We start from the raw sequence: 13094 nt of genomic DNA on the forward strand, positions 1-13094 counted from the left end.
GCCTAAGCCTCCCAGCGGTAATCGCGTGCGACGGTCGTCACCGCGACCTCATAATGCGAATACCACCGCGCGCGTCCACGGTCCCGGATCGCGGTATGGTCCGGATGGTTGCGCCATGCCAGCGCGCTCGCCTCGTCGGCCCACCAGCTGATGGTGATGCCTAGGCCATCGGCATCCCGCACGCTGTCCACTCCGCGATAGCCGGGCTGTTGCGCCGCGAGGCCGTCCATCGCCGCCGCCGCATCGGCATAACCCTGTGCATCCTCTGCCGTTCGTTGTGACACGAAAATCACCGCGATCTGCCCCGTCCGATCCATGTCCGCCCCCATTTGCCGCATCGGCTTTGCGACGGAATGCACCGCTTCGTCGCAACCCAATAGCTTGAAAGTCGTTCGGCACCTGTGCGACGAGGGAATTTCCCTCGCGTTTCCTCCACGCGGGGATCACGAACGACAGGAACTCGATGCCCAGCTCGACCACCGCCGCGCGCAAGTCCCGCACCGAAGCCACGGGTTATCCGTCGCCCGGCCAGATGTTTTTTCAGCAATTCCTGAAGCATCCGGTGATGGTCGGCTCCATCATCCCATCCTCAGGCAAGCTGATCCGCAAGATGCTCGCTCCCGTCGACTGGGCCAATACCAAGCTGTTCGTGGAATATGGTCCGGGCGTCGGCACCTTCTGCCGCCCGATCCTGGAGCGGATGGCGCCGGATGCGAAGTTGATCGCGATCGATACCAATCCCGATTTCTGCGACTATCTGCGTCACACGATCGTCGATTCCCGCTTCGCCGCGGTGAACGGATCGGCGGCGGACGTGCAGAAGATCGTGCGCGACCATGGTTTCGATCATGCCGATTATGTCCTGTCGGGCCTGCCCTTTTCCACCCTGCCGCCCGGCGTCGGTCCCGCGATCGCGCAGGGCACGCATGACGTGCTGCGTCCCGGCGGCGCCTTCCTGGTCTATCAGTTCAGCCCCAAGGTGAAGGACTTCCTGGTTCCGCACTGGGACAATATCGACCATGATATGGAATGGTGGAACGTGCCCCCGGCGCAGCTTTACTGGGCGTGGAAGGACTGAACACAATCCTCCCCGGTACGGGGAGGTGGCAGGCCGAAGGCCTGACGGAGGGGGCTTCCCCCATAGGAGTCGCTGGGTAGCAAGCCCCCCCGAGCCGGGGAGGATTTAATCCCTATCCGGCGACTCGATCCCGAAGTTCAGCCCGCGCGACACCGACGGATCGATTACTGCGATCAGCAGATAGGCACCGAACTGCCGCAGCCGCTGGAACCAGCCGGTCTGGCGCTTGTACCAGTCCGGCGTGATCGGTTCCGACCGCGCCACCTCGCCGTCGACATAGGCGCGGACATGATCGGCAAAGGCCCGGTCCTCCACCCGCAGCATCAGTTCCAGATTCACGAACAGGCTGCGCATGTCGAAATTGGCCGAGCCGATATGCACCGCATCGTCGATGACATATAATTTGGTGTGCAGCTTGGTGAGCTGATATTCGAAGATTTGCACGCCCTTGCGCAGCAGACCGGCATAGGTAAAGCGCGCCGCCGCGATCGTTGCCTGATTGTCCGACTTGCCGGCGGTCACGATCCGCACCTCCGCCTCGCGCCGTCCGGCGCGGTCGAGGCGGCGGAGCATGGTCGGGCTGGGGGTGAAATAGGCCGCGATCAGGTCGATCCTGCGCCCCCGCCGCATATCGTCGCGCACCGTCCGCGCCCAGGGGGACAGCCGCCGCGTCGGCCCGCCGATCAGCCAGCGCAAAGTTCCCCGGGACTCGCTCCAATGCGCCAGCGCCTTGTTCAGATCGCGCAGCCGCCCCTTGGGATTCTCCGTCCAGGCGAGCAGTGCGTCGAAATAATCCGCCATCCGCGCCGCCGTCGGCCCTTCGACCAACAGGCCCAGATCGCGCCAGCTCTGGTCGGCGGGGGTGCCGAAATAGTCATCCTCGATATTGAAGCCGCCGATGATGATGCGCGGTGCGGGGCCCTCCGCATCCGCCAGGGCCAGCTTCTGATGATTGCGCAGCAGGTAGCGTCGGCCGAAACGCGGCTCGAACCGCGACAGCCGCGCGCCGGTTTCGACCAGCGGGCGGAAGAACGCCTCGTCCGCGCCCGCGCCGAAACCGTCCACCACGACCGACACCGTCACGCCGCGCCGGGCGGCGGCGATCATCGCGTCGCGCACCCGCCGTCCGGTCTCGTCATCGGCATAGATGTAATAGAGAATGCGCAGGCTGTCTCGTGCACCGTCGATCAGGTCCAGCACCGCCTTTAGCCGCCGGGGCCCCGTGTCCAGCAGGGTCAGCGCGTCGTCACCGACCCGGAAGACGGGTTGTTCGGGGGGCGGGTTTGGCGAAATGACGGGCTCCTTGATGGCATGGTCCGGTGCGATGCGTAACGATCGAGGCGACACGCGCGTTGCACGCTGCCGCGCTTTGGCCAAGGCTTTTGACTTGTCCGCCCTTTGCTGTTAGGTGGCCCGCTTTCATCCCAGCATTATTTGCGAAGGACACACGCATGGCGCGCGTCACCGTCGAGGATTGCGTCGACAAGGTTCCCAACCGTTTCGATCTGGTGCTGTTCGCGGCGCAGCGGGCTCGTCAGATTTCGGGCGGGGCCGACCTGACCGTCGATCGCGATCGCGATAAAAACCCGGTGGTCGCGCTGCGCGAGATCGCCGAGGAAACCGTTCGTCCGACCCATTTGGAAGAATCGGTCGTCAACAGCCTGCAGCGCGTCCAGATCGACGACGAGGACGAGGCGGACGATGTCGGCAGCCTGCAGGCCTCGGCCGAGGCGCTGCGTCTGACCGCCGCCGCACCGCCGCGCAACCAGAATCTGGGTGCTGATTACGACGGCTGATCGCCCGGCGCGATGACATCGGAAAAGGGGGCCGACGCCAAGCCAGCGTCGGCCCCCTTTTCGTTATGGGCCCGGTCGTGCGGGGACGAAGCGGTCTACCAGCCCCAACCGTGATGCCGGTAGGAACCCCAATATGCCGCCTTCTTCTCCTCATGCGCGAAGCGGGCGGCCTGCTTGGCCTCCGACCGGCGGATGGAGGCATCGCGCGCATAGGCGTTGGCCGCGTGGTAATCGCCATAATAGGCGGCTTCGTCCGCAGCGCGCTGATCCCGGCCCGCCTGATAGGCCCGGTACCGGGCATCCTGATACGCCTGGTTCGCCATGTAGGAATCATAGCCCCAGGCTTGCGCGCTGGCGGCGGTGGAGGCGAACAGCGCGCCTCCGGCAAGGGCGAACAGCAAAGCAGTTTTGCGCATGGTCATCGCGACACCTCAAGATATCGATCCGCTCCCGGATGATCAGGTGATAGCCCCATGATTCTGAACTGATCGTGGCGGGGGCGTTCAGCCGTGCGCCAGCTTTGTGGCCAAGGCATTGCCCGTCAGGAACAGGTTCCGCCCAGCTGTTGTCCATGCGACCCGACGACATAGCCCAGTTCCTGTCGGGGACGTTGCGCGATGCGGTAGCGCATGGGGTGCGCGGGATCGTCCTCCGCCTCGACGATCCAGGCGCCCACCCGACCGGAGGGGGTGGTCACCGTCTCGCGCCCGACGACCTTTAGGGTGAATTGGCCGAAGCCCTTGTCATATTGCCAGAAGGGGAGGGTGTAGCGCCCGCCCTGGCGAAGCGGCAGCGCGGCGAAGGTCACGCCCCATAAATTGCCATCCCAGACCGGATGATCCGCCGCCACGTCGATCAGCGTCGTCGCGGTCGCGGTCTCGCGCGTGCCGGTGATCCGACCCTTGGCATAGTCGATCGTGATCCGGTGCCAGCCGCGATCGGTCCGCGCGCCGCCGCGCTGGCTGTCCATGTGCAGCGGCAGCAGCGTCCGGCGGTCGACGATGAAATGATCGCGCATGTCGAACACGCCGTTCGCGACCTTCTGATGAATGACGATGTCCCAGACCGGCCTGCCGTCGATGCGGGTCGCGGCGATCGTCTGGGCGGTCATACCCATGGCTTTCCCATCGGCGGTCATGGTGTAGCAGACCGAGCCGGGGCGAAGCCGGTCGCCTTCCATGCGCGCAGGGGTGATATCGCCCCCGACCAAGGCCGCGAGCAGAAGCAGTGACGTCATGGAACCTCCATCAAGGTCAGGGGGTGGATTCGCTCCGCCGATGGGCAAGAAGGGGAATGGCGATCAACTCGATGGCCAGCGCGACCGCCTGTACGACAAGCCCCGTCGTCGTGGCGATTGGAGCGATGACGACAACGACGGCCCCGACGATCGCCGCCGTTATCAGCCAAAGCATCGCGGCCTGATGCCAGCGGCGCTGAAGCACGGTCCAGGCGATCGCCATATGCGCCAGCCCCAGCAGTAACAGCAGGGCCGTCACGGCGGGTGTCATATCGCGATAGAGTTCGGCCCTCGCCCGCTGCGCCGCACCCCCATGGGTCAGCACGGCATAATAGGGGTCATGACCGGAGATCAGGAAATAGGCCCCGCGAAGACCGCATTGGAAGTGAAAGGCGGCAAAGGGCAGGATCAGCCCGATCGTCAGCCCATGGCGGACCAGGAGCGATCGGCCGTCGCGATGCAAAGGCAGGCGTCGCCATGCCGTCGTCAGGCAACCCAGCGCGAAGGGCAGGGCACGTCCATCCGCCGCCGCCGCCTCCAGTTCGGCGCGCATCGCCTGCCCCCAGGCCCGCTCATCGGGCGGCAGGCAGCGTGCCGCAATCGCCACGATCCGCTGGGGTAGCGACGCGCTCATGCGGGTGACCATTGGGTGGTTGGTTCGCCGCCAGCCTCTTGCGACCGCGCCAGCGCGATACCGGCGGCGGTCAGGCGATAGACATGCCGTGCGGGGCGCCCCGGCTGCGACGGATCGCGCCACTCCGCCTCGACCAGCCCCTTTTCGGTCATCCGCATCATCAGCGGATAGAGCGTGCCGGACGACAGCCCGGTATCCTTCATCAACTCATAGCCATGCCGCCACGCCGCCGGATCGGTCATCATGGCGGCCAACAGGGCACGCATCTGTCGCGAGGGCGGTCTATTGCGAAGCATGACGGCACTACGACATATGTAGATTTAAGAGTCAAGCCGATGCCCCCATGGATCGCGTCACGTCCGCGGGACAAGAGCCGACGCCATCACCAGCGCGCAAAAGGCCATGGCGAGGAGCAGCCCGACGACGAGCTGCTGTCGCACGGCACGCTGATGGCCGTCGGTCACCGGATAGGTGACGATGCGGGCGATCATTACGATCACGAGATCGGGAAAGGCAAAGAACAGAATCTCGCCGCGTGAGGCCGGTCGGTCGAAGATCGGCGTCGCGAACAGCGCGATATTGATCAGCGCGGACAAGGCGAGCCCGATCCGAAGCCATCGCTCCCCGCCGCTGTCCCGATCGAGCTTGGCGATGAAAGCGAGACACACGCCCGCACAGGCGACCCGGTAGCTGCTATCCAGCGACACGCCGAAACGGCGCTCCAGAACGAAGCCGATCGCCAGCAGCAGGCCGATGCCGATCAGGGCGAGCATGAATTTCCGAACGACGATCATCGAAGGCCGCTCCCGGCAGGAGACGGGGATTCAGCAGGGTGGGGGGAGAAGGTCGCCGTCCCTGGCGGCCACCGCCTCCCCTCACCATCATCCCGCCCTGCCATCAATAGGCGTAGGCACGCACCAGATCGTAGAGATAGTCGCGGCCGTTATAGAGCGACGTCACCCGAATCCGCTCATTCAGGCCATGGATGCCCGACATGTCCTTTTCGATGAAGATGCCCGGCGCGCCGTAGACGGGGATGCCGATCGCCTGGAAGAAGATGCCGTCGGTCGCGCCCGTCGACATCATCGGGACCAGCGGCACGCCGGGGAAATGCCTGGCGGCGATTGCCTTCATCGGGCCGATGATCTTGGGGTCCAGCTTGGGCGGGATGGCGGTCGGCCGAACCGGCTGGTTGGCGGTGACGGTGATCTTCGGCCCGGCCAGCTCCTTCAGCTTGGCCAGCGTCCCCTCGACCGTCTCGCCGGGGAAGATGCGGCAGTTGATATTGGCGGTCGCGCGCTGGGGCAGGGCGTTTTCGGCATGGCCCGCTTGGAGCAGTGTCGCCACGCAGGTGGTGCGCAGCGTCGAGTGCAGCGCCTTGTCCTGGCTGACGATGGCGTCCGCCGCCTTGTCGTTCGGATCGGCAAGCAGCCGGGTGATCGCATTGCCCAATTGCCCACCGACCTTTTGCGCGGTCGCGGTCAGGAAGGCGCGGGTCGTGTCGGTCAGGACGACGGGAAATTCATAACCCTGCACCGCCTTCACCGCATCGGCGAGTTCGTAGATGGCGTTTTCCGGCGTCGGTTGCGAGCTGTGTCCGCCGGGATTGGTCGCCAGGAACGTATAGTTCTGCGCGGCCTTTTCGCCGACCTGCACCGCCAGCAATTCGCGCTTGCCATCGGCGTCCAGCCGCCCGCCGCCGCCCTCGTTCAGGACGAATTCGGCGGCAATCAGATCGGGCTTGTTCTTGGCCAGCCATTCGGCACCGTTGAACGCGAAGGTCGTCTCCTCGCCGCAGGTCAGTGCCATCTTGATCGTCCGCTTGGGCGGGGTCTTTTTGAGGCGGATCAGCGTATCGGCCCAGATCGCGCTCATCGCCTTGTCGTCGACGGTGCCGCGACCATAGAGGAACCCGTCCTCCTCGATCAGCTTGAACGGGTCGCGGGTCCAGTCCTCGCGCTTGGCCTCGACCACGTCGAGATGGCCGAGCAGCAGCATGGGCTTCAGTTTCTTGTCGGTGCCGGGCAGCACCGCGACGATGCCGCCGTCCTTGGGATGTTCGGGCACCGAGAACAGGGTGATGTCGGCGTCCCTATAGCCCGCCGCCTTCAGACGGTCCGCGATTTGCGCCGATGCCTGGGTGCAGCTGCCGACGGACAGGCTGGTATTGGTTTCGACCAGTTGCTTGTAGAGGTCGAAGAACGCCTTCTGGTCCGGCCGATCCTGCGCCGCCGCCATGGCGGGCAGCAGCGCGCAACCCGCCAGCGCTCCACCGATCCATTTCGCCAACCGCATCTTCTGTCCCCCTTATTCTGGTTTCGATGGGAATAGAGCGCGTCATGAGGACAGGTGCAAGCGATTGAGTTCCTTCATTCCTCCCCTGGAAGGGGAGGGGCAGGCCGACAGGCCTGACGGAGGGGTGTCCCGCTATCGAGAGGGTGACACCCCTCCGACGCGCTGCGCGCGCCACCTCCCCTTACAGGAGAGGAACATGGAGCGGCTATCCCTTTGCCCCGGGGCGATTTCGCGCTAGCAGTCGCCGATGGACCGACCCGACACCGTTTCCCGCCCTCGCCTGATCTCCCCCTCGCTGTTCGCGCTGTCGATCTTCTATGGCGGCATGGTATGTATCGCCGGCGTACTGGGTAACAAGCAGGTCGCGCTGGGGCCGCTGGCGGTGGAGGCGGGCATCTTCGCCTTCCTGCTGCTGGTCGTCACGTCGAGCGCGGTCGCCGAACTGCACGGCGCCGCCACCGCCGGGCGGCTGGTGCGGGTGGGCTTCGTACCGCTGCTCGTCTCGCTGGCACTGTCCTGGGTCGTGTGGATGCTGCCGCCCTCGCCCGAAATGATCCCGGCCAATCGCGACGCGATCCAGCTGGTGCTGGGATCGACCTGGCGGATCTGGCTGGGCGGGATCATCGCTTACGGCGTGTCGCAGACGCTGAACGTCACCATCTTCGCCGCGCTCAAGGGCAAGGAGGGCAGCAAGCTGCTCTGGCTGCGCGCGGCGGTGGCCAGCATGCTCAGCCAGATCGTCGATACGCTGCTGTTCGTGACCATCGCCTTTTACGGCGCCTTTCCGATCGGGCAGCTGATCGTGGGGCAGATGATCGCCAAGGTCACGCTGTCGGCCGTGCTGGTGCCGCCGCTCATCTATGTGTTCGTGGGGATCGGGCGGCGGCTGGATCGCGGCTGATCCATATTGCCGGTTTTCCCCGGTCCCGACCCGCGATAAAGGGCGCGCCATGACCAACCACGATCCCGACGCCGCCCTGCTCGCCAAGGCCGAGACGCTGACCGAGGCGCTGCCCTATCTCCAGCGTTATGCGGGCAAGACCTTCGTGGTGAAATATGGCGGCCACGCCATGGGCGATCCCGAGCGTCAGCGCGACTTTGCCGAGGATATGGTGCTGCTCAAGGCGGTCGGCATCAACCCGGTCGTGGTCCATGGCGGCGGTCCGCAGATCGGCGCGATGCTCAAGCGCCTCGGTGTCGAGTCGCAGTTCGTCAACGGCCTGCGCGTGACCGACAAGGAAACCGCGCAGATCGCCGAAATGGTGCTGGCGGGATCGATCAACAAGGAAATCGTCAGCTGGATCGCCGCCGCCGGGGGCCGCGCGGTCGGCATCTCGGGCAAGGACGCCGGGCTTGTCATCGCCGAGAAGGTGCAGGGGCGCGAGGCCGATCCGCTGAAGGGCATCGAGCGGCATGTCGATCTGGGCTTCGTCGGAGAGCCGGTTTCAGTCGATCCGCGCCTGATCGAAAGCCTGTGCGCCGACGGGATCATCCCCGTGATCGCACCGGTCGGCATCGGGCTGGACGGGCATACCTATAACATCAACGCCGACACCATGGCGGGCGCGATCGCCGCGCGGCTGGGCGCGTCGCGCTTCTTCCTGCTGACCGACGTCGCGGGCGTGCTCGACAAGCAGGGCGAGTTGATGACCGACCTCAACCCCGCGCGGATCGCGGAGCTTCGGGCCGACGGGACGATTTCGGGGGGGATGATCCCCAAGCTGGAAACCTGCGTCAACGCGGTCGAGGCGGGCGTGGATGCGGCGGTGATTCTGGATGGGCGGGTGCCGCACGGGATGCTGCTGGAAATCTTCACCAAGCAGGGTGCGGGGACGTTAGTCCGCCGGTAATTTCTGGTCTGAGGCGAGGTCGGGGCGTGGCCTTCGACTTCGCTCAGGCTGAACAGGGTTGGGGGTATGCCCACTCCTCGACAGCCGTTCAGGCTGAGCGAAGTCGAAGACCACGCCCCAGCACCAGACGGGAAACGGTCAGAAATCGACCGCGACGCCCTTCAATTCCCAATCCCCATAGCGCACCGGATTCTTCCCCAACGGGTCATTCTGCGGCTCCGGCTTGGCCTCTGGCTGCGGCACCGGGGTATTCTGCGACAGATAGGCGGGCGGCTTCACATGGTCGGGGCGCTGGCCCATGGGCGGTCCTTTCGACTAAGGGGCAATGATTGCAGCCCATGTCGGGGCTGACAGGAGTTTTGCCAAGTGACACGTCCTCCCCAATCGCCGACCCGTGGCCGTCCCGATCGCCGGGGTGCGCCCAAGGGTGAGGACCGGCGCGGACGACAGCAGCGCCCCACCGAGCCGCTGGGCACCGCCGCCCGCCGCGCCGCCATCCGCCTGCTCGATGCGGTGCTGCGCCGGGGTGAGCCGCTGGAGGCCGCGCTCGCCTCGGCGACCCGGGCGCTGCCGGGGGGACCGGATCGGGGCCTCGCGCACGCTATCGCCGCGGAGACGCTGCGCCGCCTGCCCGATCTCGACGCGCTGATCGACTCGGCGACCAAGCAGCGGCTGCCCGACGATGCCAAGGCGCGTTTCGCGCTCCGTATCGCACTGGTGCAGTTGCTGGCGCTGGGCACGCCGCCCCATGCGGCGATCTCCACCGTATTGCCGCTGGTCGATGGCGGCCCGCGCAAGCTGGTCCACGGCGTATTCAGCACCATCACCAAAAGCGGCGTGCTGCTCCCCGAAATCCCCGCTTTGCCCGACGCGACCGAAGCGCGCTGGGAAGCGAATTGGGGTGACGAGATGGTCGAGGCCGCCGCCCATGCCATCGCCGCACCGCCGCCGCTCGACCTGACGCTGGCCGATCCGGCTGCGACCGCCGAATGGGTCGAAAAGCTGGGCGGGGTCAGCCTGCTGCCCGGTCATGTCCGTCTGCCCTCGGGCCATTCGGTGATGGAATTGCAGGGCTTTGACGAAGGCGCCTGGTGGGTACAGGACCTCGCCGCCTCGATCCCCGCGCGTCTGCTGGGCGAGGGGAAGGGCGATGTGCTCGACCTGTGCGCCGCGCCGGGCGGCAAGACGTTGCAACTCGCCGCCGCCGGTTGGAAGGTCACCGCGATCGACCAATCCGAATCGCGCCTCGCCCGCCTGAGCGAGAATCTGGAGCGGACCGGGCAATCCGCCGAGATCGTCACCGCCGACCTGCGCGAATGGGCGCCCCCGGCCCCGGCCGACGCGATCCTGGTCGACGCGCCGTGTAGCGCCAGCGGCATCTTCCGCCGTCATCCGGACGTGCTCTACCGCGTTCGCCCGGCGATCATCGCCGAGATGGCGGAATTGCAGCGGGTGATCCTGGCGCGCGCGGCCGACTGGCTGAAGCCCGGTGGGACCATGGTCTATGCCACCTGCTCGCTGGAGCCCGAAGAGGGCGAGCGGCAGATCGAGGCGTTCCTCGAAGCGCGCCCCGATTATACGCTGGTCCCGATCGCTGGCGACTGGCCCGGCATCACGGAGAGGGGCACGATCCGCACCCTGCCGACGATGCTCGCAAAGGAAGGGCGGCTCGACGGGTTCTTCATCGCCAGGCTGCAACGCAAAGGCTGACTTGGGCGCGATATGGGAGTAGAGGGGAAAACCATGCTTCCTGTGCGTATCGCTCCTTCCATCCTCTCCGCCGATTTCGCCAAATTGGGCGAAGAAGTCCGGGCCATCGACGCCGCCGGCGCCGACTGGATTCACATCGATGTGATGGACGGGCATTTCGTGCCCAACATCACCATCGGCCCGGCGGTGGTGAAGGCGCTGCGCCCGCACACGGCCAAGCCCTTCGACGTGCATCTGATGATCTCGCCGATCGACGCCTATCTGGACGCCTTTGCCGAGGCGGGGGCGGACACCATCACGGTGCACCCGGAGGCGGGGCCGCACATCCATCGCACGATCCAGCATATCAAGGGGCTGGGCAAGCGCGCCGGCGTGGTGCTGAACCCCGCCACGCCCGCCAAGATGCTGGATTATCTGATCGACATGGTCGACCTGGTCCTGGTCATGAGCGTCAACCCCGGTTTCGGCGGACAGAGCTTCATCGACAGCCAGCTCAAGAAGATCGTCGCGATCCGCAAGATGATCGACCATTCGGGCCGCGAAATCGATCTGGAGGTCGATGGCGGCGTCGATGCCGTTCATGCGAAGCGCTGCATCGAGGCGGGTGCGGATGCGCTGGTCGCGGGGACGGCGGCGTTCCGGGGCGGCCCGGCGCACTACGCCGCCAATATCGCCGCGCTGCGCGGCTGAGCGGGCGATCGAACGACATGCGTGACCGTATCGGGGGCGATGTCGCCCCGCCCGCCGCCGACAGCATCGAAGAGGGCAAGCGCCTCGTCCGCGTCCAGACCGGGGGCCTGTCGCTCGCCGATCGGTTGAGCGAGCATCTCCACCGCCTGACCTGGCGCACGCCGCTCCATTCGCTGCGGTTGAAGGGGCGGCATCCGCTGAAGCTGATGGCGGTGCCCGAGGACCCGATCCTGGGCGATATCGAGCGCGGTCATGCGCTGCTCGGCGGGGTGCTCGACTGGCGTGGCGAGGAGCGGGGGGTCGAATCGATCGACTTCGCACGGCCCGACTGGTCGACGGGGTTCGCCGATCATCTGCACAGCTTTGCCTGGCTGCGCGACCTTTCGTCGGTCGCCACCCGGCAACAGGGCGCGCCGATCGCCGAATATCTGATGGGCCGCTGGCTCGACGCCTTTGCCGAGACGGTCGATGCCACGGCGTGGCGGCCCGATCTGTGGGGACGGCGCATCCTGTTCTGGACCGCGCATGCGCCGCTGATCCTGTCCTCGACCGACCTCGTCTATCGCTCGCGCGTGTTGAATACGATGGCGCGGGGGGCGCGGCATCTGGATCGCGGTGCCGACAAGGCACCGGCGGGCGTCGCGCGGATCGCGTCTTGGTGCGGGGTGATCGCGGCGGGGCTGTTGCTGGCCGGGGGCGATCCGCGCCAGGCGTTCGGCGAGGCGGGGCTGTCGCGGGCGCTCGATACCGGGCTGTTCGCCGATGGCGGCGTCATCGCGCGCAGCCCGTCGGTGCAGCTCGACGCGGTCATGCTGCTGACCATGATGCGTGAGGTCTATGACGCGCGTGGCCTGGCCTTCCCCGATCCATTCCAGGCGCGGTTGCAGAAGATGATCTCGGCGCTGCTCGGCGTGATGCATGGCGATCGCGCGCTGTCGAGCTGGCAGGGCTCGGGCCCCGAAACGCCGGAAAAGATCGCCGCCGTGATCGAAGCGTCGGGCGTGCGCACCCGGCCGCTGCGCCAGGCGGGTGACTGGGGTTATCAGCGGCTCGCGGCGGCGCAGGCGGTGCTGGTCATGGACGCCGCGCCCCCGCCGATCGCTCGCGCGATCGAGGGTGGCTGTGCCTCGACCCTGGCGTTCGAGTTTTCGGACGGCGCGCAGCGGATCGTCGTCAATTGCGGCGGCGCGCGGGCAACCGTGGCGCAGGTGCCCGCCAGCCTGGCGCACGGCCTTCGCACCACGGCGGCGCATTCGACGCTGACGCTGGGCGACAGCAACTCCACCGCCATCCATGCCGATGGCACGCTGGGCCGCGGCGTCGCCGAGGTCGAACTCAGCCGCCAGGAATCGGACGCCGCCAGCCGGATCGAGGCGAGCCATGACGGTTATGTCCGCCGTTATGGCTTCACCCATCGCCGCCAGCTGCTGCTGACCGGCGACGGGCGCGAGTTGCGCGGCGAGGATGCGCTGCTGCCCGAGGGGCGTAAGCGCCAGGCGGGGAGCACCCATTTCAGCCTGCGTTTCCATCTCGGCGACGGGGTGGAGGCGATGGTGACGGCCGAGAGTGGCCAGGCGATCCTGCGCCTCGACGATGGCGCGCTGTGGCAGTTCCGCTGTCGCGGCGGCACGCTGGCGATCGAGGAATCGCTGTGGATCGACGGCACCGGCCGTCCGGTCGCGACTCAGCAGCTTGTCGTGACCGGCGAGACCCCGGCAGGCGGCGCGCATGTCAGCTGGGCCTTTAAGCGCGCGCTTTAAGGGGGGGGCATGCGCGCGGAGGCGCAAAGACTCAAATTCCTCCC

16 protein-coding genes are annotated in these 13094 nt (G+C 66.6%); 7 read left to right on the top strand and 9 right to left on the bottom strand.

Features of this window, described 5'->3' with window-relative positions:
* Positions 1 to 2: 2 nt before the first annotated feature.
* Entirely contained in the window at positions 3 to 317 is a 315-nt protein-coding gene (locus tag NZL82_RS03960) for an antibiotic biosynthesis monooxygenase (protein ID WP_261268469.1), read from the bottom strand.
* Between the two features lie 146 nt (positions 318 to 463).
* Here NZL82_RS03960 and NZL82_RS03965 point away from each other — a divergent pair, with 146 nt between their 5' ends.
* The gene (locus NZL82_RS03965) at positions 464 to 1078 is read left to right on the top strand and encodes a class I SAM-dependent methyltransferase (protein WP_261268470.1); all 615 of its coding nucleotides are present in this window, start codon (positions 464 to 466) and stop codon (positions 1076 to 1078) included.
* 105 nt (positions 1079 to 1183) lie between these two features.
* Here NZL82_RS03965 and NZL82_RS03970 read toward each other — a convergent pair whose 3' ends face one another.
* Complete coding sequence (locus NZL82_RS03970) at positions 1184 to 2371, bottom strand: phosphatidylserine/phosphatidylglycerophosphate/cardiolipin synthase family protein (protein WP_261268655.1); 1188 nt, start codon at positions 2369 to 2371, stop codon at positions 1184 to 1186.
* Between the two features lie 158 nt (positions 2372 to 2529).
* Between NZL82_RS03970 and rpoZ the strand changes: the two genes are divergently transcribed.
* On the top strand, positions 2530 to 2874 hold the full coding sequence (gene rpoZ / locus NZL82_RS03975) for a DNA-directed RNA polymerase subunit omega (RefSeq protein WP_058734009.1): 345 nt from the start codon (positions 2530 to 2532) through the stop codon (positions 2872 to 2874).
* Between the two features lie 95 nt (positions 2875 to 2969).
* Here rpoZ and NZL82_RS03980 read toward each other — a convergent pair whose 3' ends face one another.
* The 6 genes from NZL82_RS03980 to NZL82_RS04005 form a co-directional block, all read right to left on the bottom strand.
* Positions 2970 to 3296, bottom strand: a complete 327-nt coding sequence (locus NZL82_RS03980) for a hypothetical protein (RefSeq protein ID WP_261268471.1) — start codon at positions 3294 to 3296, stop codon at positions 2970 to 2972.
* A 119-nt stretch (positions 3297 to 3415) separates the two neighbouring features.
* On the bottom strand, positions 3416 to 4111 hold the full coding sequence (locus NZL82_RS03985) for a DUF3108 domain-containing protein (protein WP_261268472.1): 696 nt from the start codon (positions 4109 to 4111) through the stop codon (positions 3416 to 3418).
* Between the two features lie 16 nt (positions 4112 to 4127).
* Complete coding sequence (locus NZL82_RS03990; protein ID WP_261268473.1) at positions 4128 to 4745, bottom strand: hypothetical protein; 618 nt, start codon at positions 4743 to 4745, stop codon at positions 4128 to 4130.
* Positions 4742 to 5011, bottom strand: coding sequence for a PadR family transcriptional regulator (locus NZL82_RS03995; protein WP_261268474.1), 270 nt, complete (start codon positions 5009 to 5011; stop codon positions 4742 to 4744). Before NZL82_RS03995 ends, NZL82_RS03990 begins: the two co-directional genes overlap by 4 nt.
* An 87-nt stretch (positions 5012 to 5098) precedes the next feature.
* Positions 5099 to 5539 carry a hypothetical protein gene (locus tag NZL82_RS04000; protein ID WP_261268475.1) on the bottom strand — a complete coding sequence of 147 codons (441 nt, stop codon included), beginning with the start codon at positions 5537 to 5539 and terminating at the stop codon, positions 5099 to 5101.
* A gap of 103 nt (positions 5540 to 5642) precedes the next feature.
* Positions 5643 to 7040 (bottom strand): M20/M25/M40 family metallo-hydrolase, encoded by a 1398-nt coding sequence (locus NZL82_RS04005; RefSeq protein WP_261268476.1) that lies wholly within the window; start codon positions 7038 to 7040, stop codon positions 5643 to 5645.
* A gap of 247 nt (positions 7041 to 7287) precedes the next feature.
* On the opposite strand from NZL82_RS04005, the gene NZL82_RS04010 reads away from it, so the two are divergent.
* Both NZL82_RS04010 and argB read left to right on the top strand, forming a co-directional pair.
* Positions 7288 to 7941: a queuosine precursor transporter gene (locus NZL82_RS04010; protein WP_261268477.1), complete on the top strand. Its 654-nt coding sequence runs from the start codon at positions 7288 to 7290 to the stop codon at positions 7939 to 7941.
* Between the two features lie 49 nt (positions 7942 to 7990).
* Entirely contained in the window at positions 7991 to 8890 is a 900-nt protein-coding gene (gene argB, locus NZL82_RS04015) for an acetylglutamate kinase (RefSeq protein WP_261268478.1), read from the top strand.
* Positions 8891 to 9028: 138 nt separating this feature from the next.
* Here argB and NZL82_RS04020 read toward each other — a convergent pair whose 3' ends face one another.
* Positions 9029 to 9190, bottom strand: a complete 162-nt coding sequence (locus tag NZL82_RS04020; RefSeq protein ID WP_261268479.1) for a DUF1674 domain-containing protein — start codon at positions 9188 to 9190, stop codon at positions 9029 to 9031.
* A gap of 66 nt (positions 9191 to 9256) precedes the next feature.
* Here NZL82_RS04020 and NZL82_RS04025 point away from each other — a divergent pair, with 66 nt between their 5' ends.
* From NZL82_RS04025 to NZL82_RS04035, 3 genes are read left to right on the top strand one after another with little or no spacing between them, the layout of a single operon-like run.
* The gene (locus NZL82_RS04025; protein ID WP_405051342.1) at positions 9257 to 10600 is read left to right on the top strand and encodes an RsmB/NOP family class I SAM-dependent RNA methyltransferase; all 1344 of its coding nucleotides are present in this window, start codon (positions 9257 to 9259) and stop codon (positions 10598 to 10600) included.
* Positions 10601 to 10633: 33 nt separating this feature from the next.
* Positions 10634 to 11290, top strand: coding sequence for a ribulose-phosphate 3-epimerase (rpe, locus tag NZL82_RS04030; protein WP_261268480.1), 657 nt, complete (start codon positions 10634 to 10636; stop codon positions 11288 to 11290).
* 17 nt (positions 11291 to 11307) lie between these two features.
* The gene (locus NZL82_RS04035; RefSeq protein WP_261268481.1) at positions 11308 to 13050 is read left to right on the top strand and encodes a heparinase II/III family protein; all 1743 of its coding nucleotides are present in this window, start codon (positions 11308 to 11310) and stop codon (positions 13048 to 13050) included.
* The last annotated feature ends 44 nt before the right edge of the window (positions 13051 to 13094 follow it).

The sequence above is a fragment of the Sphingomonas sp. LC-1 genome (assembly GCF_025371035.1).
Lineage (GTDB): Bacteria > Pseudomonadota > Alphaproteobacteria > Sphingomonadales > Sphingomonadaceae > Sphingomonas > Sphingomonas sanguinis_E.